General features: G+C 65.5%; 22 protein-coding genes. 5 read left to right on the top strand and 17 right to left on the bottom strand.

Annotated features, from left to right (window positions below; all coding sequences use genetic code 11):
* Positions 1-36 precede the first annotated feature (36 nt).
* Positions 37-1,491, top strand: a complete 1,455-nt coding sequence (locus tag QTI04_RS08620) for an amidase (protein WP_286615112.1) — start codon at positions 37-39, stop codon at positions 1,489-1,491.
* Here the strand turns inward: QTI04_RS08620 and QTI04_RS08615 are convergent.
* Both QTI04_RS08615 and QTI04_RS08610 read right to left on the bottom strand, forming a co-directional pair.
* Positions 1,488-2,426: a 2-hydroxyacid dehydrogenase gene (locus QTI04_RS08615; protein WP_286615107.1), complete on the bottom strand. Its 939-nt coding sequence runs from the start codon at positions 2,424-2,426 to the stop codon at positions 1,488-1,490. The genes QTI04_RS08620 and QTI04_RS08615 overlap by 4 nt on opposite strands.
* Positions 2,427-2,503: 77 nt before the next feature.
* Entirely contained in the window at positions 2,504-4,336 is a 1,833-nt protein-coding gene (locus QTI04_RS08610; protein ID WP_286615362.1) for an ABC transporter ATP-binding protein/permease, read from the bottom strand.
* A 189-nt stretch (positions 4,337-4,525) separates the two neighbouring features.
* Between QTI04_RS08610 and QTI04_RS08605 the strand changes: the two genes are divergently transcribed.
* Complete coding sequence (locus QTI04_RS08605) at positions 4,526-4,948, top strand: acyl-CoA thioesterase (protein WP_286601095.1); 423 nt, start codon at positions 4,526-4,528, stop codon at positions 4,946-4,948.
* Between the two features lie 8 nt (positions 4,949-4,956).
* On the opposite strand, the gene QTI04_RS08600 is transcribed toward QTI04_RS08605, so the two are convergent.
* From QTI04_RS08600 to QTI04_RS08590, 3 genes are all read right to left on the bottom strand, one after another.
* Positions 4,957-6,792: a gamma-glutamyltransferase family protein gene (locus QTI04_RS08600; RefSeq protein WP_286615106.1), complete on the bottom strand. Its 1,836-nt coding sequence runs from the start codon at positions 6,790-6,792 to the stop codon at positions 4,957-4,959.
* A gap of 36 nt (positions 6,793-6,828) precedes the next feature.
* Positions 6,829-7,281 carry a GAF domain-containing protein gene (locus tag QTI04_RS08595; RefSeq protein WP_286615104.1) on the bottom strand — a complete coding sequence of 151 codons (453 nt, stop codon included), beginning with the start codon at positions 7,279-7,281 and terminating at the stop codon, positions 6,829-6,831.
* Positions 7,282-7,373: 92 nt separating this feature from the next.
* Entirely contained in the window at positions 7,374-8,336 is a 963-nt protein-coding gene (locus QTI04_RS08590; protein WP_286615103.1) for a tripartite tricarboxylate transporter substrate binding protein, read from the bottom strand.
* Between the two features lie 98 nt (positions 8,337-8,434).
* Between QTI04_RS08590 and QTI04_RS08585 the strand changes: the two genes are divergently transcribed.
* Positions 8,435-9,406, top strand: a complete 972-nt coding sequence (locus QTI04_RS08585; protein WP_286615101.1) for a LysR family transcriptional regulator — start codon at positions 8,435-8,437, stop codon at positions 9,404-9,406.
* A 27-nt stretch (positions 9,407-9,433) separates the two neighbouring features.
* Here the strand turns inward: QTI04_RS08585 and QTI04_RS08580 are convergent, their stop codons facing one another.
* The 12 genes from QTI04_RS08580 to QTI04_RS08525 all read right to left on the bottom strand — a co-directional run bounded on the left by QTI04_RS08580 (position 9,434) and on the right by QTI04_RS08525 (position 21,733).
* Positions 9,434-10,198, bottom strand: a complete 765-nt coding sequence (locus QTI04_RS08580) for an enoyl-CoA hydratase (RefSeq protein WP_286615099.1) — start codon at positions 10,196-10,198, stop codon at positions 9,434-9,436.
* Between the two features lie 26 nt (positions 10,199-10,224).
* Positions 10,225-10,821 carry a 2-hydroxychromene-2-carboxylate isomerase gene (locus QTI04_RS08575; protein WP_286601082.1) on the bottom strand — a complete coding sequence of 199 codons (597 nt, stop codon included), beginning with the start codon at positions 10,819-10,821 and terminating at the stop codon, positions 10,225-10,227.
* 13 nt (positions 10,822-10,834) lie between these two features.
* Positions 10,835-11,581 (bottom strand): SDR family oxidoreductase, encoded by a 747-nt coding sequence (locus QTI04_RS08570; RefSeq protein ID WP_286615098.1) that lies wholly within the window; start codon positions 11,579-11,581, stop codon positions 10,835-10,837.
* Positions 11,578-12,408, bottom strand: a complete 831-nt coding sequence (locus QTI04_RS08565) for an acyl-CoA thioesterase II (RefSeq protein WP_286601077.1) — start codon at positions 12,406-12,408, stop codon at positions 11,578-11,580. The genes QTI04_RS08570 and QTI04_RS08565 overlap by 4 nt, the downstream gene beginning before the upstream one ends.
* Before the next feature lie 77 nt (positions 12,409-12,485).
* Entirely contained in the window at positions 12,486-13,685 is a 1,200-nt protein-coding gene (locus QTI04_RS08560) for an acetyl-CoA C-acyltransferase (RefSeq protein WP_286615097.1), read from the bottom strand.
* Between the two features lie 11 nt (positions 13,686-13,696).
* The gene (locus QTI04_RS08555) at positions 13,697-16,096 is read right to left on the bottom strand and encodes a 3-hydroxyacyl-CoA dehydrogenase/enoyl-CoA hydratase family protein (RefSeq protein ID WP_286615095.1); all 2,400 of its coding nucleotides are present in this window, start codon (positions 16,094-16,096) and stop codon (positions 13,697-13,699) included.
* A 131-nt stretch (positions 16,097-16,227) separates the two neighbouring features.
* Positions 16,228-16,662: a DUF2147 domain-containing protein gene (locus QTI04_RS08550; protein ID WP_286615093.1), complete on the bottom strand. Its 435-nt coding sequence runs from the start codon at positions 16,660-16,662 to the stop codon at positions 16,228-16,230.
* A gap of 5 nt (positions 16,663-16,667) precedes the next feature.
* The gene (locus QTI04_RS08545; RefSeq protein WP_286615091.1) at positions 16,668-18,464 is read right to left on the bottom strand and encodes an acyl-CoA dehydrogenase C-terminal domain-containing protein; all 1,797 of its coding nucleotides are present in this window, start codon (positions 18,462-18,464) and stop codon (positions 16,668-16,670) included.
* Positions 18,465-18,531: 67 nt separating this feature from the next.
* Positions 18,532-19,221 carry a TetR/AcrR family transcriptional regulator gene (locus QTI04_RS08540; RefSeq protein WP_286615089.1) on the bottom strand — a complete coding sequence of 230 codons (690 nt, stop codon included), beginning with the start codon at positions 19,219-19,221 and terminating at the stop codon, positions 18,532-18,534.
* A gap of 166 nt (positions 19,222-19,387) precedes the next feature.
* On the bottom strand, positions 19,388-20,236 hold the full coding sequence (locus tag QTI04_RS08535) for a fumarylacetoacetate hydrolase family protein (RefSeq protein WP_286601067.1): 849 nt from the start codon (positions 20,234-20,236) through the stop codon (positions 19,388-19,390).
* Positions 20,237-20,255: 19 nt separating this feature from the next.
* A complete protein-coding gene (locus QTI04_RS08530; protein WP_286601065.1) occupies positions 20,256-21,002 on the bottom strand; it encodes an SDR family NAD(P)-dependent oxidoreductase in 747 nt (248 codons plus the stop codon).
* On the bottom strand, positions 20,999-21,733 hold the full coding sequence (locus tag QTI04_RS08525) for an SDR family oxidoreductase (protein WP_286601062.1): 735 nt from the start codon (positions 21,731-21,733) through the stop codon (positions 20,999-21,001). Before QTI04_RS08525 ends, QTI04_RS08530 begins: the two co-directional genes overlap by 4 nt.
* A 161-nt stretch (positions 21,734-21,894) precedes the next feature.
* Between QTI04_RS08525 and QTI04_RS08520 the strand changes: the two genes are divergently transcribed.
* Positions 21,895-22,602: a FadR/GntR family transcriptional regulator gene (locus QTI04_RS08520; RefSeq protein WP_286601060.1), complete on the top strand. Its 708-nt coding sequence runs from the start codon at positions 21,895-21,897 to the stop codon at positions 22,600-22,602.
* Between the two features lie 45 nt (positions 22,603-22,647).
* Entirely contained in the window at positions 22,648-23,643 is a 996-nt protein-coding gene (locus tag QTI04_RS08515) for a sialic acid TRAP transporter substrate-binding protein SiaP (protein WP_286615088.1), read from the top strand.
* Positions 23,644-23,712 lie beyond the last annotated feature (69 nt).

Below are 23,712 nucleotides of genomic sequence, written 5' to 3'. Positions count from 1 at the left end.
GACATACTCCGAGGACTTACGGAGCCCGTTTTCGCCATGCACGCTGACGACCTTCTCGCCCTGGATGCAAGCACCCTGTCCCGCCAGATCGCCGCGCGCGTCGTGTCGTGCCGCGACCTGATGGCCGCTGCGCTCGCGCGGATCGAGGCGCTCAATCCGCGCTTCAACGCGATCGTGTCCTTGCGCGATCCGCAGCAACTCCTGGACGAGGCCAGCGAGCGTGACGCGCAACTCGCGCGCGGCGAACGGCTCGGATGGATGCACGGCTTCCCGCTCGCCGTGAAGGACCTGAGCCATGCCGCGGGTCTCCCGACCTCGATGGGTTCGCCGCTCGCGCCCCGCTCTCCGGCGCGCAGCGACAGCCTGCATGTATCGCGCATGCGCCAGGCCGGCGCCATCGTCATCGGCAAGACGAATACGCCCGAGTTCGGGCTCGGCTCGCACACGTACAACACGGTGTTCGGCACCACGCTGAACGCCTACCTGCCCACGCTGAGCGCCGGCGGCAGCAGCGGCGGCGCGGCGGTCGCCCTGGCTTTGGGCATGCTGCCGGTGGCCGACGGCAGCGACATGGGCGGCTCGCTGCGCAACCCCGCGGCGTTCAACAACGTGATCGGCTTCCGCCCGTCGAGAGGCCGGGTACCGGGCTCTCCGGACGAGGAACTGTTCCTGCAGCAACTCGGCTGCGAAGGACCGATGGCGCGCACCGTCGAGGACGCCGCCCGCTTGCTCGCCGTGCAGGCGGGCTTCGACCGGCGGGTCCCGCTGTCGCTCTCCGACGCCCTTCCCTCCCCCGACGCGATGCAGCTGGACAGCGACGTGAAGGGTCTGCGCATCGGATGGCTCGGCAGCGTGTGGCCGGAACTGCCGCTCGCGCCGGGCGTGCGCGAACTTTGCGAAGGCGCACTCCAGACCTTCCGCGATCTCGGCTGCGAGGTCGAGCCGCTACAGCTCGATGTGCCGCGCGAACAGAACTGGACCGCGTGGCTGCGACTGCGTCAACTGCTGGTGGGCGGCAAGCTGGGCGCCGCGTATGCCGATCCTTCGCTGCGCGAACGGCTCAAGCCGGAGGCCCGCTGGGAAATCGAGCAGAGCCTCCAGCTCGACGCGGCGGCGCTCTACCAGGCTTCGGTTTATCGCTCGAACGTCTACCGCGCCTTCCTGCGCGCATTCGAGACCTTCGATGTCGTCGTCGCGCCGACGGCGCAGGTCTTTCCTTTCGACGCGAAGCTCGACTGGCCCGCCGCGGTCGGCGATGTGACGAGCGACACCTACCACCGCTGGATGGAAATCGTCACGCCTTTCACGCTTGCGGGACTTCCCACCCTCAACGTGCGCGCGGGCTTCGGCGAAGGCGGACTGCCGATGGGTCTTCAGATCGCCGGCCCGATCCACCACGACCTCGAAGTGCTCCGCCTGGGCCATGCCTACGACCGGGCCTGCGGCTGGGGCGTCGTCCAGCCGTCGGTGCTTGGAGACTTGCCGACCTAGATGGGGGACACCACGCCGCGGCCGGCGAAGTGGCCTTCTGCATTGGCCATGAAGCGCTTCACGGACGCCTGCGTCGCCTCGGGCGACCAGCCCGCCATGTGTGGCGTCAGCAGCACGTTGTCGAGACCGATCAGGGGCTCGGGCCGCTTGGGCTCGCTTTCGTAGACATCGAGACCCGCTCCTGCGATGCGGTTCGTGCGTAGCGCGACAGCCAGCGCCTCGGTGTCGACCACGCTGCCGCGCGAGATATTGACCAGATAGCCCTGCGGGCCGAGCGCGTCGAGGATCGGTGCGTTGATCAGGTGCCGCGTTCCCGCACCGCCTGGCGTGGCGATGACCAGCACATCCGCCCACTCGGCCAACCCCTCGAGGCTATCGAAATAGCGGTGCGCGGAACCGTCGCGCGGCTTGCGGTTGTGATAGCCGATTTCCATGTCGAAGCCGCTCGCGCGCTTGGCGATCTTCTGGCCGATGGTGCCCAGCCCCAGGATGCCGAGCTTCTTTCCCGACACATTGGGCGGCTGCGGAATATCCTCGCGCCACACGCCTTCGCGGCACAGGCGGTCGAGCGTGCGAATGCCGCGCACCACCCCGATCAACAGGCCGAAGGCGTGGTCGGCGACGCAGTCGTCATTGGTGCCGGCACCGTTGGCCGCCGCAATGCCGCGTGCGCGGATGGCGTCCATCGCGAGGCCTTCGAAGCCCGCGCCCATGGCGCACACCAGTTCGACTTTGGGCAGGGCCGCAATCTCTTCCGCCGTGATGCCGATCACGCCGATGGTCAGTACCGCGCGAAACTTCGAACCGTGGGCGGCAATGGCCGCCGTGCGCTCGGCCTGCGTCGGCGCGTAGGTCAGGTCATAGACCGCGGCCAACTGCGCCTGATGGGCACTCGAAAGACTGTTGAGCACCAAAAGAGGAATCTTCTCGGACATTCACATCGCTCCTGAAATGGCTGAACGGGATAGGGGCCGATTCGCGCGACCCGAATGCCGCACGATCGACGAAAGGGTCACAGCACGGGAGCGGCCTCGAGCTGCTGCAGTCTCCACATCTGTGCGTACTTGCCTTGCCGGGCCAGCAGGTCCGCATGCGTGCCGCGCTCGACGATCACGCCGCTTTCGAGCACGAGGATCTCGTGCGCATCGACGACCGTCGAGAGTCGGTGCGCGATCACCAGCGTGGTCTTGTTGCGCGCCGCACTCTTGAGTTCGGACTGGATCGCCCGCTCGTTCGCCGAATCGAGAGCCGAAGTCGCCTCGTCGAAGATCACGATCGGCGGGTTCTTGAGCAGCGTGCGCGCGATGGCCACGCGCTGTTTCTCGCCGCCCGACAGCTTGAGTCCGCGTTCGCCCACCGTGGTTTCGTAGCCCTTCGGCGTGTGCACGATGAAATCGTGGATGCGCGCGGACCGGGCCGCCTCCTCGACCTCCTCCCGAGTCGCCCCGGGCCGGCCATAGGCGATGTTGTATTCGACCGTGTCGTTGAAGAGCACCGTGTCCTGCGGCACGATGCCAATCGACTGCCGCACGCTCGCTTGCGTCACGTCTCGGATGTCCTCGCCACCGATGGTGATGCGGCCCTGCTGCACGTCATAGAAGCGGTAGAGCAGCCGCGCCATCGTCGACTTGCCCGAGCCCGAGGGCCCGACCACAGCCACCGTCTCGCCTGCCGGGACCTCGAAGCTCACGTTCTTGAGGATCGGCCGCGCGGCCTCGTAGCCGAAGCTCACGTTCTCGAAGCGCACGGTCGAATCGGTGCCGGTCAGAGCCGTCGCATCCGGCGCATCGCGCACTTCGCGGTCCTTTTCGAGCAGCACGAACATCTTGTCCAGATCGGTCAGGCTCTGCTTGATCTCGCGGTAGATCACGCCCAGGAAATTGAGCGGGATGTAGAGCTGGATCATGAAGGCGTTGACCATCACCAGGTCGCCCAGCGTCATGCGGCCGTCCACCACGCCTTGCGTCGCGCGGTAGAGCATCGCCACCAGGCTGACCGCGATCAGGCACTGCTGACCCGCGTTGAGCAGGCTCAGCGTGGTCTGGCTCTTGACGGCGGCCTTGCGGTAGCGCTCCAGGCTGGCGTCGTAGCGGCCAGCCTCGAAGTTCTCGTTGTTGAAGTACTTGACGGTCTCGTAGTTGAGCAGGGAGTCGACCGCGTGGCTCTGCGCCACGGAATCGAGCTCGTTCATGGTCTTGCGGAATTGCGTGCGCCACTCGGTGACGAGAACGGTGAACGCGATATAGACCACCAGCGCGGCCAGCGTGATCCAGACGAAGCCCGAGTCGAACTTCACGCCGAGCACCGTCAGCACCAGCGTGAGCTCGATGATGGTCGGCACGATGCTGTAGAGCGACATCGAAATCAGCGAGTGCACGCCGCGCGTGCCGCGCTCGATGTCGCGCGTCATCCCGCCGGTCTGGCGCTCCAGGTGAAAGCGCAGGCTCAGCGCGTGCAGATGGCGGAAGACCTCCAGCGAAATGCTGCGCGCCGCCCCCTCGGTCGCCTTGGCGAAGACCAGTTCGCGCAACTCATTGAATACCGCCGTCGACAGCCTGAGCAATCCATAGGCGACCAGCAGTCCGACCGGCACCACCAACAGCGCGGCCGCGCTGCCAGGCTTGATCGACATCGCATCGACCAGGTTCTTGAGCAGCACCGGCACGCCGACATTGGCGACCTTGGCGCCGATCATGAAGGCGAGCGCCGCCATCACGCGCCATTTGTAGTGCCACAGGTAGGGAAACAGCCTGCGCAGCGTGGCCCAGTCGGAACGGTCGCTGCGGGCAGGCTGGCTGCCCGAGGCATGGTGGGGAGAGGAAAGAGCTTCGCCGCTGCGGCGCATGGGGGACAATCGTGGCTTGTTGCTCACCCCCAGGCTTCGCGCACTTCGTGTCGCTTCGCCCACCCCCTTCGAGGGGGCGATACCGGCAGCCTGGTGGAGCCAGTTCTGCGGTATCCCTTGGGTTGGCACGCTGCGTGCATTGCAGGGGTTGAGCCGTTATCGGGATTTCGTTTTCTTCAGATTGTGCCTATGTCCGCCACTTCCAGTGCCAACCTCACCGCCACGCTCAAAAGCCTTCCGGCCGATATGGAACTGGTGCTCAAGGTGATTCCGATGCCCGCCGACTGCAACGCCAACGGCGACATCTTCGGCGGCTGGGTGATGGCGCAGTGCGACCTGGCCGGCTCGGTGATCCCGGCACGCCACGCCAAGGGCCGGATGGCGACCGTGGCCGTCAACGAATTCGTGTTCAAGCAGCCCGTGAGGCTGGGCGACATCCTGTCGTTCTACTCCAAGCTGGAGCGGATCGGACGCACCTCGGTCACGGTGACGGTGGAAGTTTTCGCTGAGCGTTTCAAGGCACAGGGCGAGTACATCAAGGTGACCGAGGCCACCTTCACCTACGTGGCGATCGACGACAACGGGCGGCCGCGTCCGATCGTGAAGGACTGATCGGGGGCCTATCGGCCCACCGCGTAGCCCTGCATGCCACGCGGGTTGGCGCCCGCGCGAAGGACGAGCCGACCGCACGCGTCGTGCTCCCGGCTACAAGCCGACATCCGGCCTTCGGACCACGGATCGCCGACGCGTACGTCGTGACCGGCCTCTCGCAATTGCCGAACCACGTCCTCCGAAAAGCGGGATTCGAGCGTCAGGCGATTCAAGGTCGTCTGGCGCGGCCAAAAGGAAGACGGAAAGTGGTCCACGTGCCACGCGGGAGCATCGATGGCTTCCTGCAGGTTCATGCCATGCACGACGTGCCGAAGGAAGAAGGCCGGCGACCATTGATCCTGCTGGTCTCCCCCCGGCGTACCGAACACCATGTACGGCTCGCCGTCCCGCAGCGCCAGCGAAGGCGAGAGCGAAGTGCAAGGCATGACGCCGGGCGACAGGCTGTTCGGCAGGCCTTCGTCCAGCCATGTCATCTGCAGCCGGGTGTTGATCGAGAAGCCGAGGCCCGGAATCGCCGGACTGGAAGACAGCCACCCTCCCGACGGCGTCGCGGCGACCATGTTGCCGTGCCTGTCGATCACATCGATGTGGCAGGTGTCGCCCACGAACACTTCCCGTTCCAGCCACTCGGACACCGGTGGAAGCGCCGCGAAGGTGGGTTCGCCGACGCCGAAGCGGGTGTCTGCCGCAAGCAGCGTGCGCCGGGCGGCATCCAGGTCCGGCAATCGAGGCGTCATGCCCAGCGGCGCGCCTGGGTCGAGGCTGGCGTTCGCGCGGTCCGACACCTGCGTCCAGCGCTGTCGGAGGTACCCGTCCGCCAGCAGCGCTGCCTGGGCCTGGCGAGAGGCGCCGGGCGCTGCCCCATACCACGCGAGCCGGTCCGCCAAAGCCAGCTTGGCCGCTTCCGCAATGCGGTGAACGAAGCCCGCGGTGTGAGGCGGGTGGCGCTCCAACTCTGCGTGGCGGAGCATTCCGATCTGCTGCAGGAATGCAGGCCCTTGGCTCCAGAATCCGCATTTCGCCACCGTGTAGCGACCGAAATCCATGCTGAGCGGCGCTTCGACCGTGGGCCGCCACCGCGCCATGTCGTCGTAGCGCAGCATGCCCTTGTGCTTCTCGCCCGTCGTGTCCCGCACTTCCTGCGTGCGGTAGTACACGTCGATCGCAGTCGCCACGAAGCCCTCGTACCAGCAGCGAAGCGCGGCGTCGATGACTTCCACACGGCTGCTTCCCTCCCGCTGGGCGGTATGAAGGATGCGTTCCCAGGTTGAGGCCAGTTCCGGCAAACGGTACAGCGCACCGGGCACGGGCACCCGATCGTCGCGAAGCCACACGGCCGCCGATGAATGCCAGTGCGCACGAAACAGGTCCTGCACGGCCGTGATGGCCTGCACGGCACGGGGTATCAGCGGGAAGCCGTCGCGGGCATAGCCGATGGCCGGTGCCATCACGTCGGCGAGCGACCAGGTGCCATGGTCCCGCAGCATCGTCAGCCAGGCGCCGAAGGCACCTGGCACCGTGGCCGGCAGCAATCCGATGCCGGGCACCTGGTCCAGCCCCATGCGACGGAACGCGTCCACCGTCGCCGCCTCGGGGGCCACCCCTTGCCCGCAGATCGACAGCATCTTCCGCTGCCGTTCGTCCCAAAGCAGGATGGGCGCCTCGCCACCAGGTCCGTTCAAGTGCGGCTCGACAACCTGAAGCACGAAGCCGCCGGCCACCGCCGCGTCGAACGCATTCCCCCCGCGCTCGAGAACTCCCATTGCAGTCTGCGAAGCCAGCCAGTGCGTGGAGGCGGCAACACCAAAGGTGCCGGTGATCTCAGGGCGTGTCGTGAAGCTCATGTCTGATTCTTTGAAGGGCAATGGGTCGCGCGAAGATCAACTGCGGAGCTTCGAGGCTTCGCGAGCCACCGCCGGGGTCGCCAGGAGCGCGAGCAGTCGAATCGCGATGATGTCTCGGGGCTCCCACTTGTCGCGGTGCGTCAGAACGTTGAAGGTCGCAAAGCAGTCGCCGCAGTCGTCCATCAAGGGCACGTTGACGATCGACCGCAGGCCCAGCGAGGCAATGAGCGCGTGGTCGCTGAAGGCTTCCTTCAGCGCGTCGGTCCCCTCGCCAACGAAAACCTCGGCACGCCCGAGCAACTGGAGTGCCCAGGGCGTCCACGACTTGCGCTTGCGGCCCGCAACGGGATAGGCGTCGATGTTCGAACTCCATATGCGCTGGAGTTCCGCGCCGGATTCGCTTGCTTCATCGATTCGGTCGGTGCGCACATTGACCGTCAGCAAGCCATTACCCAGCAGATCCCGGCGAGCGCCTTCCAGAGCCGACATCGCCTGCGAAAATTCACGCGTCCGCGACAACGCTTCGCAAAGTTCGGCAACCCTGTCGAGAGACAGGCATACCGGCGAATCGCGGCCCGTCATCAGTCGGCCTTGATGTTGAGATCGCGAATGACCTTGCCGTAGCGATCCGCATCGCGACGCAACACCGCCGAAAACTGCTGCGGCGTTCCCTGGACGATCTCGACGCCGATGGCGTCCATGCGAGAGCGAATCGCCGTATCGGCCAGCGCCTGGTTCGCCGCCTCGTTCAGACGCTCGACCAGTTCCTTCGGCATGTTGGCGGGCCCGAACAAGCCGTACCAGACACCGAGTTCGTAGCCGGGCAGCGTTTCCGCGACGGTCGGCACCTGCGGCAGCAGCGAGGAGCGCTTCGCTTCGGTCACCGCGAGCAGGTTGAGCTTGCCGGCCTTCACGTGAGGAAGGGTCTGGGTCCCGGCCGAGAAGAGCACCTGGGTCTGATTGCTCACGGTATCCAGGACGGCCGGGGCGCCGCCTTTGTACGGCACATGCAGCATCTGGATGCCCGCGGCCTTCTCGAACAACACCGCGCTGAGGTGGTTCGTGGACCCGCCCCCCGCGCTTGCATAGGCCAGCTTGCCTGGATTGGCCTTCGCGTAGGCAATCAGTTCCCCGACGTTCCTGGCGGGCACCGACGGATTGATCACCAAGGTATTCACCACGTTGGCCAGTTGGGCGATCGGGGTGAAGTCCTCGACACCCTTGAATGGCATCGCCATCAGCGCCGGATTCATGGCGTGCGTGCTCATCGAGCCGACCAGCAGCGTGTAGCCATCCGGCTTGGCCTTGGCGACCATGTTGGAGCCGATGTTTCCGGAGGCACCAGCCCGGTTGTCGACGATGACCGGCTGGCCCAGGGACCGGGTCAGTTGCTCGGCCAGGGCGCGGGCAAGGATGTCGGTCGATCCGCCCGCCGCCCAGGGAACGATCAGGGTGATGGGCCTGTCGGGGAAAGCCGCGCAAGCGACGGAAGCCGCACCAAGCAGAGCGAGTGCGGCCAAGCTGCGGCGAATACGGGAGATCATTTTCAAACGCCTACGAAGAGAGCCAGGGGTGCGCAAAAGTGTAGATTGTTGAATAGAAAAAATAGAATATCTTTGCATCAACGAATGCACATTGTTCTATGCAATCGATCGACCCTCTGGCGCCACGTCTCGAAAACCGCTTGAAGATGCGGCACTACGCCCTCTTGCTGGCTTTCGCCCGTCATCGTTCGGTGACGGGCGTCGCCAGGCAGCTGTCCTTGACCCAGCCCACGGTCACGCGGGCCCTCGCCGACATCGAGGACATCTTCATGCAGCCGCTTTTCCTGCGCACGCGACGTGGCTTGGAGCCCACAGCCGCCGGCGAGGTCGTGGTCGCCAGGGCACGGCTCGCCATTGCCGACAACGAGGCACTGCTGAGGGAACTCGAAGGCGTGCGCGAAGGATGGCAGGGGAGATTGCGCATCGGCCTCATTCCCTACGTGTCTCCTCCGGCCTTGGACGCCCTGTGGAAGCACCTGTTCGACTTGCGGCCGCGGCTGTTGCTGTACACGCAAGAGGACACTACCGGGCCCCTGCTGAACGGCCTGCGCGATCGCACGCTGGATTGCGCCATTTGTCGATTCTCCAGCGCCAGCACGGAAGATGACCTGGAGCAGGTGCTGCTGTATCGGCAGGAGGCGCACCTGGTCGTCGCTCGGGCGAGCGCGGGCCCGCTGATGCGCCACGCCCCGCTCGACATCGCACAGCTCTCCGACATGGACTGGATCTTCCCGCCGCCTCACACGCCCATCCGGCAGATGATCGACGCGACTTTTTCGGCGGCCGGACAGCGTGTGCCCGTTCCCGCATTGGAGGCCTACGCGGTGCGCACGATCTCGTCAGCGCTGCTCCAGATGCCCCGCGGGGTGACGGTCCTTCCCGGCGATGTGGCCCGGGCGGTCGCGGCAGGCGGTGCGGCGGAAATGCTGCCGCAACCCCTGCCTTGGAATTTGCCCCCAGTGGGACTCGCCTGGCTGACGGGCGCTCCGAAGGCGAGGATCTGCCTGGCGCTGAGCGAGGCCATTCGAGAGCACCTGAATTCGCCCGGTGAGCACCCTGAGCACGGGTGACGGCCCCGGCGAGGCCGGCACCCGCGCTCAGACCTTCGAAAAATCGGGCCGGCGCTTTTCCATGAAGGCCGTGAAGGCCTCGCGCGCAGCGGGTTCGCGCAGCATGCGGCCGAAGCTCTGGCCTTCCTCGCCCATGCGCTCCAGCACTGCGGCCTGCTGCGACTTCTTCATCAAGCGCTTGGTCTCGATCAGCGCGCTCAGCGGCTTGGCCGCCAGCTTGCGCGCCTGTGCCTGCGCGATGGCGTTGGCTTCGGTCGGCGGCACCACGCGGTTGACCAGGCCCACTTCCAGCGCCGCTTCAGCCATGAAAGGCTCGCCCAGCAGCAGCGCCTCGGCCGCCCGGTGGTAGCCGAACATGTGAGGCACCAGCAGGCTCGACGCGGCCTCGGGGCACAGGCCCAGATTCACGAAGGGCATCGAGAAAGCAGCATTGTCGCCAGCGTAGACGAGGTCGCAGTGGAACAGCATCGTCGTGCCGATGCCCACTGCGGGGCCGCACACGGCCGCCACGATCGGCTTCGGGAAGGTCGCGATGCCGCGCAGGAAGCGGAACACCGGCGATTCCTGCGTCGAGGGCGGACCGTTGAGGAAGTCGCCGATGTCGTTGCCGGCGCTGAAGATCGTCGCGTCGCCCTGGATCAGCACTGCGCGCACCTCTTTGTCCTGCTCGGCCTTGCCCAGCGCATCGGCCAATTCGCCGTACATCGCGCTGGTGATCGAATTCTTCTTGTCGAGGCGGTTGAAAGTGATGGTCATCACACCGGCTTCGGTGTGGACGAGGATGTCGCTCATGGTGAGTCCTTGCAAAGAAAAGAGGTTCAGGCGCCGAGCGCCTCGCGAACGAAATCGAGCCGGTCCTGGCCCCAGAACATCTCGTCGCCGACGAACATGGTCGGTGCGCCGAAAACGCCACGCTGCACTGCGGCCTGGGTCGCTGCCTTGAGGTGGTCCTTGACGTCCTGCGCGTTGGCGAGCGCCAGCATTTTGGCGGGATCGAAGCCCGCCTCCTGCAGCACGACGCCGACCGTCGCGGGATCGTTGAGGTTGCGCGGTTCGACCCACATCGCTCGGAACATGGCGTCGACGTAAGCGCGAAAGCGCTCGGGTTCATGCATTTGCATGCCGATGGCACCGCGCATCAGCAGCAGTGTGTTGACCGGAAAGTTCGGATTGTGTTGCAGCGGCACCCCGTAGCGCCGTGCAAAGCGCGCCAGGTCACTGAACACATACGGGCCCTTGGCGGGAATGGTGGCCGGCGAATGGTTGCCGGTGGCCTGGAACACGCCGCCGAGGAGCATCGGCTTCCACACCAGTTCGGCGCCCACGTCGGCGCACAGGTGCGGCAGCTGCGTGGCGGCCAGGTAGGAGGCGGGGCTGCCGAAATCGAAATAGAAATCGACGGATCGCGTCGTCATGTGCGTTGTCTCCTCAGAACTTCTCGGACCACGGCCGCAGGTCCAGCTCGTGCGTCCAGGCGTCGCGCGGCTGCGAATGCAGCATCCAGTAGGCGTCGGCGATGTGCTCGGGATTGAGGATGCCATCCTGCGCCTTCAGCGCATAGCGGTCTGGAAAGTTGCTGCGGATGAATTCGGTATCGATCGCGCCATCGATGATGGAGTGCGCGACGTGAATGCCGCGAGGGCCGAGCTCGCGCGCCATGCTCTGGGCCAGTGCCCGCAGGGCCATCTTGGCGCCCGAGAAGGCGCCAAAGTTGGCCGCCCCCCGCATCGATGCGGTGGCACCAGTAAAGATGATGGTGCCGCGGTGTGCGCCTTCCGGCAGCTCGCGCGCCACCATGCGCTTGGCCACCTCGCGCCCGTTCAGGAAGCCGGAGAAGCAGGCCATCTCCCAGACCTTGAAGTACTTGCGCGCCGTCTCGGTCAGGATGCTCTCAGGCACATTGGCGCCGATGTTGAAGACCAGCACTTCGATCGGGCCGGCGGTCGATTCGATCTGCTCGATGAGCGCAACGACTTCTTCTTCCTTGCGCGCGTCGCTGGCGAAGGCATGCGCCTTGCCGCCTTCGGCCTCGATCTGCGCGACCAGGGGCTGGAGCTTGTCGAGGCTGCGCCGCGTGACGCAGGTCGCATAGCCCTCGCGAGCGAACCGGCGTGCAATGGCCCCGCCAGTGGCATCGCCGGCGCCGACGATCAGTGCTGCCTTGTTCATGGTCATTCCTTGAAGTAGACGATCTGATTGCTGGTCGCCAATAGTGCGCCCGACTCGCTCCAGAGCTGCGCAGCCTGGTCGAAGTAGCCGTTGCGGAACTGCTGCCCCGTCGCGCGGCCCAGCAGGTAGCCCGTGCCGATCTCGGACAGCAGCTGAGCGTCGGTGTGGAAGTAGGTCGTGATCGACACGGTCCCGATCGGCACGTGCGTCGCACGCCGCAGCCAGACGCGCGGATAGAAGGTGTCGCTCAATGCTGCGAGCGAGGCGAAGTCCAGCGGCCGCGGCTCCGAGTCACGCAGCCACATGCGCGTTTCGCTGTGGTCGCCGCTGCCGTCCCAGCGCGTCGGGATCGAGCCGCTGATCGGCCGCATCTCGTACCGCTCGAGCCACGCAACCCGGGCCGGTCCGATGCTCAGGCGCTCGACCCGCTCGGGTGACGGCACTTCGGGCATGGGAAGATCGTTGACGCCCCAGGTCTCGCGCCGCACGGCCGTGACCACAGTGGCCGTGGTTGTGACATGGGGCCTGCCTTCGGAGCCGGACTGGGTCATCTGCACCGTCCAGTGCTGCGTCGAGCGATTGGTGCGCACCGGCACGGCCTGCACTTCGAAGGTGCCTTCTTCGATCGCGGCCGCGTAGTTGACCGTCAGCGCAATGGGCTCTCCGAGCAGGTCCGGATGCCGCAGCACCGACTGCAGCATCACCGCCGCCGTCGTGCCACCGAAGGGCCCCACCATGTTCCAGTAGTCCGGACTCGTGGTGCCGGTGAAGAGCCCCGCCTGGATGTCGCTGTGCTCCAGCGCGAGGGCCTTGTCGAGGGGATGTGATTTCATGGCCGCAGTGTGCCTCCGTGCCGATGGATCATGCAGTCGTATCGGAGACGCCTGCGCCTGCTCACAAACCCTGAGGCTTACACGCGCTCGAAGATGCCCGCCGCGCCCTGCCCCATGCCGACGCACATCGTGACCATGCCGTACTTCAGCTTCTTGCGCTGCAGTGCATGAATCACCGTCGCGGAGCGGATCGCGCCCGTCGCACCCAGGGGGTGGCCCAGTGCGATCGCGCCGCCCATCGGATTGACCTTGGCCGGGTCGAGGCCGAGCGTGTTCATCACCGCGATCGACTGGGCCGCGAAGGCTTCGTTGAGTTCGATCCAGTCGATGGCGTCCTGCGTCAGCCCTGCATAGCGCAGCGCGGCCGGGATCGCCTCGATCGGGCCAATGCCCATGATGTGCGGCGGCACGCCCTTGCTGGCAAAGCTCACGAAGCGCGCGAGCGGCTTCAGGTCGTACTGCTTGCAGGCCTTCTCGCTGGCAAGGATCAGCGCACCCGCACCGTCCGAGGTCTGCGAGCTGTTGCCGGCCGTGACCGAGCCGCGTGCCGCGAACACGGTGCGCAGCTTGGCAAGGCCTTCGATCGAGGTGTCAGGGCGCGCGCCTTCGTCCAGGCTCATGGTGCGGGTCTTGACGATCGGCTCGCCGGTCGCAAGATCGGGCGTGCGGTCCGTGACTTCGATCGGCGTGATCTCGGCGGCGAACTCGCCGGCCTGCTGCGCGGCCAGTGCGCGCTGGTGCGACTGCAGCGCAAAGGCGTCCTGCGCGTCGCGGCTGATCTTCCACTGCTGCGCGACCTTCTCGGCCGTGAGGCCCATGCCGTAGGCAATCCCGACGTCGCCTTCGCGCTCGAAGATCGACGGCGACAGCGAGGGCGAATTGCCCATCATCGGCACCATGCTCATGCTCTCGACGCCGGCCGCGATCATCACCTCGGCCTCGCCGACGCGGATGCGATCGGCCGCCATCTGCACCGCCGACAGGCCGGAAGCGCAGAAGCGATTGACGGTGATGCCGCCGATGCTGTTGGGGAGCCCCGCCAGCACCGCGCCGATGCGCGCGACGTTGAGGCCCTGTTGCGCCTCGGGAATCGCGCAGCCGCAAATGATGTCCTCGATCGACTTCGGGTCCAGCCCGGGCACCGCCGCGAGCGCCGCCTTCAGCGTGGTCGCGAGCAGGTCGTCGGGCCGGTAGTTGCGGAAGTAGCCGCGATGCGACTTGCCGATCGGCGTACGAGTGGCGGAGACGATGTAGGCGTCCTGGATTTGCTTGCTCATGATGTCTGTCCTTAGTTGCGCACCGGCTTGCCGGTCGAGAGCATTCCCATGATTCGTTCTTGCGTCTTGGGGTGCACGATGAGCGAGCAGAAGGCCTTTCGCTCGAGCGTCATCAGGTATTCCTCCGTAACAAGCGACCCGGCATCGACGTCGCCGCCGGTGACGACGCCCGCGATCAGGCTCGCGATGTGGAAGTCGTGGGCACTGATGAAGCCGCCGTCACGCATGTTGACCAGCTGGCCCTTGATGGTCGCGGCGCCGCTGCGGCCCGCAACCTTGAACTGGCGGCGCAGCGGCGGGCGCCATCCGGCGTCGGCCATTGCCTTCGCCTGCTGCAGCGCGACGTAGAGCAGTTCGTCCTTGTTGGGAACGATCACGTCGCTGTCGAGCAGGTAGCCGAGCTTCTTCGATTCGAGCGCGCTGGTGCCGACCTTGGCCATGGCCGCGGCGGTGAATCCCTCGGTCAGGAAAGGCAGCAGGTCAGTGCCGGTCGATGCGGCCGCGTTCTCTGCGGCGCGGCGTGCAATGTAGGTCAGGCCGCCTGCGCCGGGGATGAGGCCGACGCCGACTTCCACGAGGCCGATGTAGCTTTCCATCGCGGCGACACGCTTGGCCGAATGAACCGCCAGCTCGCAACCGCCGCCCAACGCCATGCCACGCACGGCCGAGACGACCGGCACGCTGGCGTAGCGGATCTTGAGCATGACGTTCTGCAGTTCTTCTTCAGCCGCTTCGACCGCGCCGATGCCGGCGACCACGAAGGCCGGAAGCATCGCCTGCAGATCGGCGCCGACCGAGAACATTTCATCGGGCGACCAGATCACCATCGCCTTGTAGTCCTTTTCGGCCAACTCGACGCCCGCGGCCAGCGCCTCGGCGACGTCGGGGCTGATGGCGTGCATCTTCGAATGGATGCTCGCGATGAGGACTTCGCCGTCCAGCGTCCAGAGGCGCACGTCGCCTTCGTCCTGGATCGTCGTGCCGGCCTTGTTGGCGTCGGGTGCGTTGGCGCCCAGAACGCTCTCCGGGAACAGCTGGCGCTCATGCACCGGCAGGCGGCGCGGCGCGATGAAGGTGCTCTTCGATGCGCTCCAGGAGCCTTCCGGCGTGTGCACGCCACCGGCTTCGGCCACCGGGCCTTCGAAGACCCACTGAGGCAGCGGCACATTCGCGAGCGCCTTTCCGGCATCGATGTCTTCCTGGATCCACTTCGCGACCTGCGTCCAGCCCGCTTCCTGCCACAGCTCGAACGGACCTTGCTTCATGCCGAAGCCCCAGCGCATCGCGAAATCGATGTCGCGCGCGCTCTCGGCGATGGTCGCAAGGTGCACAGCCGCGTAGTGGAAGCTGTCGCGCAGGATGGCCCACAGGAACTGGCCCTGTGCGCCCTCGCTCTCGCGCAGCAGCTTCAGGCGTTCGGCTGCGGGCTTCTTCAGCATGCGGCCGTAGACCTCGTCGGCCTTGTCACCCGAGGGCACGTACTCGCCCTTGGCCAGATCGAAGCGCAGGAAGTCGCGCCCGGCCTTCTTGAAGAAGCCGGCCTTGGTCTTCTGGCCCAGGTTGCCCAGTTCGAGCAGCTTGGCGAGCACCGGCGGCGTCGCGAAGTTGGGGTAGAACGGATCGCTCTTCTCGTCGAGGTTGTCCTGCAGCGTCTTCACGACATGGGCCATCGTGTCGAGGCCCACCACGTCGGCAGTGCGGAAGGTGCCGGAGCTGGCGCGGCCGAGCTTCTTGCCCGTGAGGTCGTCCACCACGTCAGGCGTCAGGCCGAACTTCTCGACTTCCTTCAGCGTGGCGAGCATGCCGGCGATGCCGACGCGGTTGGCGATGAAGTTGGGCGTGTCGTACGCACGCACCACGCCCTTGCCGAGCGTGCTGGTGACGAAGGCTTCGAGTTGGTCGAGCACTTCGGGCTTGGTGGTCGGCGTGTTGATCAGCTCGACCAGGAACATGTAGCGCGGCGGGTTGAAGAAGTGAATGCCGCAGAAGCTCGGCTTGAGCGCCTCGGGCAGTGCTTCGCTGAGCTTGGTGATCGACAGGCCCGAGGTGTTCGAGGCCAGGATCGCGTGCTTCGCGACGTGGGGCGCGATCTTCTTGTAGAGATCGAGCTTCCAGTCCATGCGCTCGGCAATGGCTTCGATCACGAGGTCGCATTCGCCGAGCTTGGCGAGATCGTCCTCATAGTTGGCCTGCTCGATGAGACCGGCATCGGCCACGTCGCCGAGCGGCGCGGGCTTGAGCTTCTTCAGGTTGTCGATGGCGCGCGTCACGATGCCGTTCTTCGACCCTTCCTTCGCAGGCAAGTCGAACAGCACGACAGGCACACGCACGTTCACGAGGTGGGCCGCGATCTGCGCGCCCATCACACCGGCACCGAGCACGGCGACCTTTTTCACTTGAAATCTGGACATAACAGAGGTCCTACAAAAGTTCTGACTGACTGATTCGGGAAACACCGTGGAACCGGCTCCGCCGGGCCACCGGTGTTGCCCCCTTGAGGGGGGAGGCGGCTACACGAAGTGAGCAAGCAACGGGGGTGGGCTCACTGCACACGGTTCCAGGTCTGGGTGCGCCAGAACGGACCGAGGTAGCCGCGAACTTCGAGCTTCTTGCCGCCATCGATGGGCGTGAAGCTCGCGCGGTATTCCTTGCCGTTCTCGGGGTCGAGGATCTTTCCGCCTTCCCAGACGTCCTTGCCCTCGGCCTTCTTGCCGCCGCGGATGATTTCCAGGCCGGCCATGGGCTTGCCCTTGCGGTCGTCGGTGCACTCCTCGCACACGGCGTCCGGCTTCGCGTCCTTGCGAAGCGTCTTCTCGATGCGGCCTTGCAGCGCACCGCCCGGTTCGCTGATCCGGATCTCTGCCTTGGACTCACCCGTCTTGTCATCGACGCTGCGCCAGAGGCCCACGGGGCTCATCTGCGCCAGCGCCGATGTGGCGCCGGCTGCCAGGACGACGGCTGCGAAGAGCGCTTTCATGGCGTTCAGGCCAGTGCGGCGTCGGTGTTCATCAACGGCGCGGCGCCGGCACGCGCGGTGCGCATCAGCGTCGCGGTCTCGGGGAACAGCTTGGCAAAGTAGAAGCGCGCGGTCTGCAGCTTGGCTTGGTAGAACGGATCGGCGTTGCCGGCAGCGATCTCGCGCAGCGCGGCGCGCGCCATCAGCGCGAACATGTAGCCGAACACGAAGTGGCCTGCGACGCGCAGGTAGTCCACCGCGGCGGCGCCGACTTCGTCCGGGTTCTGGAAGCCCTTGAAGCCGATCTCGGTCGTGAACTTGGTGAGCTGGTCGCCCAGGATCGCCACCGGCGTGATGAACTCGCTCATCTTCTCGTTGACGCCTTCTTCTTCAACCAACTTGCCGACGAGCTTGCCGAACTTCTTCAGAGTCGCGCCATTGTTGCCCAGTACCTTGCGGCCCAGCAGGTCCAGCGACTGGATGGTGTTGGTGCCTTCATAGATCATGTTGATGCGGTTGTCGCGCACGAACTGCTCCATGCCCCATTCCTTGATGAAGCCGTGGCCGCCAAAGACCTGCATGCAGGCGTTGGTCGCAATGTGGCCGTTGTCGGTGATGAAGGCCTTCACGATCGGAGTGAGCAGCGCGACGATCTCTCCGGAGTCCTTGCGCACCTTCTCGTCGGGATGGTGATGCTCCTTGTCGAGCAGCAGCGTGCAGTAGATGGCCAGCGCACGGCCGCCTTCGGCGTAGGCCTTGGCGGTCATCAGCATCTTGCGCACGTCGGGGTGCACGATGATCGGATCGGCGTCCTTGTCCTTGGCCTTCACGCCGGAGAGCGAGCGCATCTGGATGCGGTCCTTGGCGTAGGCGAGCGCGTTCTGGAAGGCCACTTCGGTCAGGCCCAGCGACTGGTTGCCGACGCCCAGGCGGGCGGCGTTCATCATCACGAACATCGCGGCGAGGCCCTTGTTGGGCTGGCCGACCAGCGTGCCGGTAGCGCCTTCGAGCACCATCTGGGCCGTGGCATTGCCGTGGATGCCCATCTTGTGCTCCAGCCCGCCGCAGTAGATGCCGTTGCGGGTGCCGAGCGAACCGTCGGCCTTGACGTTGAACTTCGGCACCACGAACAGGCTGATGCCCTTGCTGCCCTTGGGCGCGTCCGGCAGGCGAGCCAGCACCAGGTGGATGATGTTGGCGGCCATGTCGTGTTCACCGGCCGAGATGAAGATCTTGTTGCCGGTGATCTTGTAGGTGCCGTCGGGTTGCGGTTCGGCCTTGGTGCGCAGCAGGCCGAGGTCGGTGCCGCAATGCGGCTCGGTCAGGCACATCGTGCCGGTCCATTCGCCGGTCGTGAGCTTGGGCAGGTAGGTCTTCTTCTGCTCGTCGGTGCCGTGCGCCGCGAGGGCTTCGTAGGCGCCGTGCGAGAGGCCGGGATACATCGTCCACGCCTGGTTGGCGGAGTTGAGCATCTCGTAGAAGCACTGGTTCACCACGAAAGGCAAGCCCTGGCCGCCGTAGGCCGGATCGCAGGACAGCGCCGCCCAGCCGCCTTCGACGAACTGTGCATATGCGTCCTTGAAGCCCTTGGGCGTCTTCACCTCGTGCGTGGTCTTGTCGAGCACGCAACCTTCTTCGTCACCGTTGATGTTGAGCGGGAAGGTCACCTCGGACGCGAACTTGCCGCCCTCTTCCAGCACCGCATTGATGGTCTCGGCGTCAACTTCCGCGTGCTTGGGAAGCGCCCTGAGCTCCTCGGTGACGTTCAGCACCTCGTGCATCACAAACTGCATGTCGCGAAGAGGAGGGGTGTAGGCGGGCATGTGGGGATCTCCGGGAAATAAAGGTTTGAAGAGAAAAAAGAGAAAAGAGGTGCCGGGGGCCGCACGCTCAGCGCACGGTCTTCAGGCGGCGGCGCGCAGGAGCGGCGGTCGCGGCGGCGGGCGGTGCCTCTGGCGAGGCGCAGCGCGCGAGGATGTTGTCGAAGCCGGCATTGGCACGCGCCAGGGAATCGGGCGAGCGCAGGAATCGCGCCTCGTAGTGGAGCGCCAGGATCAGTGCGTGGATCTCGAAAGCGATCTGCTTCTCGTCGGCGTCAGCACGCAGGTGGCCTTCGGACTTGGCCTGGACGACGGCGCGGTACATCGCCGCGAGCCAGGTGTTGACGGAATCGGCCAGCGCATCGCGCACCGGGCCGGGCCGGTCGTCGAACTCGACCGCGCCGCTGATATAGATGCAGCCGGAATCGATCTCGGCCGAGGTGCGCTTCATCCAATTGGCGAACATCGCGCGCAGGCGCGGCAGACCGCGTTCGGCCTCGAGCGCGGGGTAGAAGACTTCCTGCTCGAAACGGGTGTGGTACTCGCGCACCACGGAAATCTGCAGTTCCTCGCGCGAGCCGAAATGGGCGAACACGCCCGACTTGCTCATCTGCGTGACCTCGGCCAAAGCGCCGATGGACAGACCCTCCAGGCCGATCTGCGCGGCGAGGTTCAGCGCCGCGTCAATGATGACGGCCTTGGTCTGCTGACCCTTCTGGGGGGCACGAACTGTCTTGGCGGCGGCGACGGGGTCGGACATCGATGGGCTGAAAATAAAACGAACGATCGTTCTATTTTGCAGCAGTTTCGGGGCTTCCGAAAGAAGAAAGACCTGAAAAACTTGCAGGTCTTTCTGTCCAGAGCGCAAGCTCGTCAGGCGCCGCCCCCATCTGCAATCGGCTTGCCGCCGAATGCCGGTCCAGCAATCAGAGCTTGAAAGGCACGACCTCCTGGCGCTGTTCGCCCAGGCCCTCAATGCCCAGCGTCATCACGTCGCCCTTCTTCAGGAAGACCGGGGGCTTCATGCCCATGCCCACGCCGGGTGGCGTGCCGGTCGTGATGATGTCGCCAGGCTCCAGCGTATTGAGCTGGCTCACATAGCTCACCAGCTTGGCGACGTTGAAGATCATGGTCTTGGTGCTGCCGGTCTGCACGCGCTTGCCGTTGAGATCGAGCCACATCGCGAGCTTCTGCGGATTGGGCACCTCGTCCCGCGTGACCAGCCAGGGGCCGATCGGGCCGAAGGTGTCGAATCCCTTGCCCTTGTCCCAGGTGAGGCCGCGCTCGAGCTGCCATTCGCGCTCGCTGACGTCGTTGATGGTGCAGTAGCCCGCCACGTAGTTGAGCGCATCCTTCTGCGACACGTAGCGCGCGCGGGTGCCGATCACCACGCCGAGCTCGACTTCCCAGTCGCCCTTGACCGAGCCCTTGGGCAGCATCACGGGATCGTTCGGCCCCTGGATGCAACTGATGGCCTTGGTGAAGACCACCGGCTCTTTCGGGATGGGCATGCCGGATTCGGCCGCATGGTCCGCATAGTTGAGACCGATGGCGATGAACTTGCCGACGCCCGCCACCGGGCAGCCGTAGCGCGGCTTGCCGCGGACCAGCGGCAGCTTGTCGACCTTGAGCTTGCGCAACTTGGCGAGCGCGGCATCGCCCAGTTGATCGGGGCCGATGTCCTTGACCACCGCGCTCAGGTCGCGCAGCTGGCCGTTGTCGTCGACGAGGCCCGGCTTTTCCTTGCCGGGGTTGCCATAGCGAACGAGTTTCATGTTGTCCTTTCTTCTGAAATCAATAGGTGGAACGACCGCCGGAAAGATCGAACACGGCGCCAGTGGAGAACGAGCAATCTTCGGTGCAAAGCCAGGCGACCATCGCGGCAATCTCCTCCACCTTGCCGAATCGGCCCATCGGGATCTTCGAGAGCATGAACGCGATGTGGTCCGGTGACATCTGGTCGAAGATCGCGGTCTTCACCGCCGCCGGCGTCACGCAGTTCACGCGGATGCCCGTGTCGGCGAGTTCCTTGCCGAGCGACTTGGTGAGTGCGATCAGACCCGCCTTGCTGGCGCTGTAGGCACTGGCATTGGGGTTGCCGTCCTTGCCCGCCACAGAGGCGATGTTGACGATGCGGCCGTAGCCCTGAACGCGCATCTGCGAGACGACTTCGCGGCAGCAGATGAAGGGGCCGTTGAGGTTGACGTCCATCACCTGCCGCCAGGCATCGACCGGGTATTCCCAAAGCTTGGTGTTGGGCCCGGTAATGCCGGCGCTGTTGATGAGCGCGTCGATGCGCCCGGCCTGCGCGAGCGTGGCGGCAACGGCCTTGGCCACGGACGGCGGCTGCGTCACGTCGACGGTGAGCGCGAAGGCCTTGGCGCCGAGCGACCAAGCGGCCTTGGTGGCGGCTTCGCCGTCGCGGTCCCAGATCGTCACGCTGCCGCCCGAGGCCAGCAGGCGTTGCACGATGCCGTACCCGAGGCCGGTCGCGCCGCCCGTGACGACGGCGTGCCGGCCCGCGAAGTCGAGCTGGTTCATATGGTGATGCCTCCGTCGACCGTGAAGGCCTGCCCGGTGGCAAAAATTGATTCGTCGCTCGCCAGGAAGACCACGACCGGCGCGATCTCCTCGGCCTTCGCGAGCCGGCCCATCGGCTGGCGGGCGATGAAGGCCTTGCGCGCTTCTTCAGGGTCGGCGTTGGCGTTGATGCGATCGCCGAGCGACGGCGTATCGACCGTGCCGGGGCATACCGCGTTGCAGCGGATGCCCTTGGTCACGAAGTCGGCCGCGACGCTCTTCGTGAGACCGAGCACTGCGGCCTTGGTCGTGCCGTACACGAAGCGATTCGGCAAACCCTTCATGCTGGAGCACACGCTGGCCATGTTGATGATGCTGCCGCGTCCGGCGGCGAGCATGCCCGGCAGGACGGCCTGGATGGTCCAGAACTGCGCGCGCACGTTGAGCTGGAAGGCGAACTCGAGGTCCGCATCGGTGGCGTCCAGCGCCGTGCCGTTGTGCACCACTCCCGCACAGTTGAACAGCACGTCGACTGTGGGGAGCGTCTTCACGAAGGCGTCGATGGCGGCCCTGTCGAGCACGTCGAGCCGGGCGGTCTTGATGTTGGCGACGCCTGCATAGCGGTCGAGCAGTTTCTCGTTGACGTCGGTGGCCCATACCTGGGCGCCCTCGGCCGCGAGTGCGAGCGCGCTCGCGTGGCCTATGCCCTGTCCGGCCGCAGTGACGAGTGCGGTCTTGCCCTGGAGTCTCATGAGATGTCCTCGTTGAAGCTTTGTCGGATGGTCGCGCCACCGGGGTCCGCAGCATTCAGGGTTTCGCCGGATGGCTGACGGACGGTGCGAATCGTATTCTGAATTGGCCTGACCACTTGTCCAATTCAGGACAACCCTTAAGCCTATCGCTACCGCATCTCGTGCCGCTGCAGACCGTTGAACCCCGTCGTCTCTACCGCCAGATCGCCGATCAGCTGCGCGCGCTGATCGCCGGTGGCGAGTTCGCGGTCGGGGCGCGGCTGCCGGCCGAACGCGATCTGTCCAAGCAGCTCGGCGTGAGCCGTCCTTCGGTGCGCGAGGCGCTGATCGCATTGGAAGTCGAGGGCTGGGTCGAAGTGCGTACGGGCTCAGGTGTTTACGTACTCGATCGGTCGCACCGCGCGTCCGAGCCCGTCGAGGCGGCCGAGTGGGGGCCGCTGGAACTCATCCGCGCACGCCGCGTGGTCGAAGGCGAAACCGCCGCGCTCGCGGCGACGATGGGCAAGCGCAGGGACGTGGACGCCATGACCCGCGCCATCGAGACCATGCGAGAGATGGCCGACCGCAACGTGATGCCGCTCGAAGGCGACCGAGCCTTCCACCTGGCGGTCGTCGACGCCTGCGGCAACGTCGTGCTGTCCGAAACAGTGCAGGGCTTCTGGGATTCGCGCAACGGTCCGATCTTCACGCGGCTCGGCGGGTATTTCGAGACCGTGAAGTCGTGGCGCTCCGCCATCGCCGAGCACGAAGCCATCCGCGACGCCATCGCCGCGCACGACGCGGATGGCGCGCGCAGGGCGATGCACGAGCACATGGACAAGTCGCACCAGAGATTCAGCGCGAGCTGGCGCCGCGCGAAGGTTTCCTGATCCGCCAGCAGTGTTCTCTTTTTCAAACCACAACGGAGACAACCGATGACCAGCAAACGTTTCGCCATCAAGACCTTCGCAGCTTGCGCCATCGCGGCGAGCACGTTCGGCGCCTTCGGCCTCGCACAGGCGCAGACCAAGCTCAAGTGGGCGCATGTCTATGAAACCTCCGAGCCCTTTCACAAGTACTCGGTGTGGGCGGGCGAGGAGATCAAGAAGCGCACCAACGGCAAGTACGAGATCCAGGTGTTCCCGGCGTCGAGCCTGGGCAAGGAATCGGACATCAACCAAGGCCTGACGCTGGGCACGGTGGACATCATCCTCACGGGCGCGAGCTTCGCGGGCAACACCTACAAGCCGCTGGCCGTCACCTACTTCCCCTTCATCTTTCGTGACTCCGAACACCTGCTGAAGTACGCCAAGAGCGACGTCTTCGCCGAACTGGCGAAGGGTTACGACGAGAAAAGCGGCAACCACATCGTGGCGCTCAACTACTACGGCGCGCGCAACGTGACCTCCGCGGCGGCGAAGCCGGTCGCCAAGCCCGAAGACATGAAGGGACTGAAGATCCGCGTGCCCGATGCCCCGGCCTACCTGGCCTTCCCGAAGTCGCTGGGCGCGAACCCGACGCCGATCGCCTTCGCCGAGGTCTATCTCGCATTGCAGAACGGCACGGTCGACGCACAGGAGAACCCGCTACCCACCATCGAGGCGAAGAAGTTCTATGAAGTGCAGAAGAACATCTCGCTCACCGGCCACATCGTCGACTCGCTACTGACGGTTGTCTCGGGCCCGCTGTGGCAGAAGCTCACGCCCGACGAGAAGAAGATCTTCACCGAGGTGATGCAGGAAGCCGCCGAGAAGACCGGCCGCGAGATCATCGCTTCCGAAGTCCGGCTGACCGAAGAGTTCAAGAAGAAGGGCAACAACGTGATCACGGTCGACAAGAACGCGTTCCGCGAAGCAGTCTTGAAGAACACCAAGCCAACGGACCAGGGATACCGCCAACAAGACTACGACCGCATTCTCGCGATCAAGTAGGGCCCCCCCGTTTCTTGCTCACTTTCGTGTAGCCGAATCCCCCTCGAGGGGGCAACACCTGCGGCCCGG

It is taken from the genome of Variovorax sp. J22R115 (assembly GCF_030317005.1).
Classification (GTDB): Bacteria; Pseudomonadota; Gammaproteobacteria; order Burkholderiales; family Burkholderiaceae_C; genus Variovorax.
Note: the sequence above shows the minus strand (reverse complement) of the source record. Positions and strands in the feature narration are given on the sequence as shown.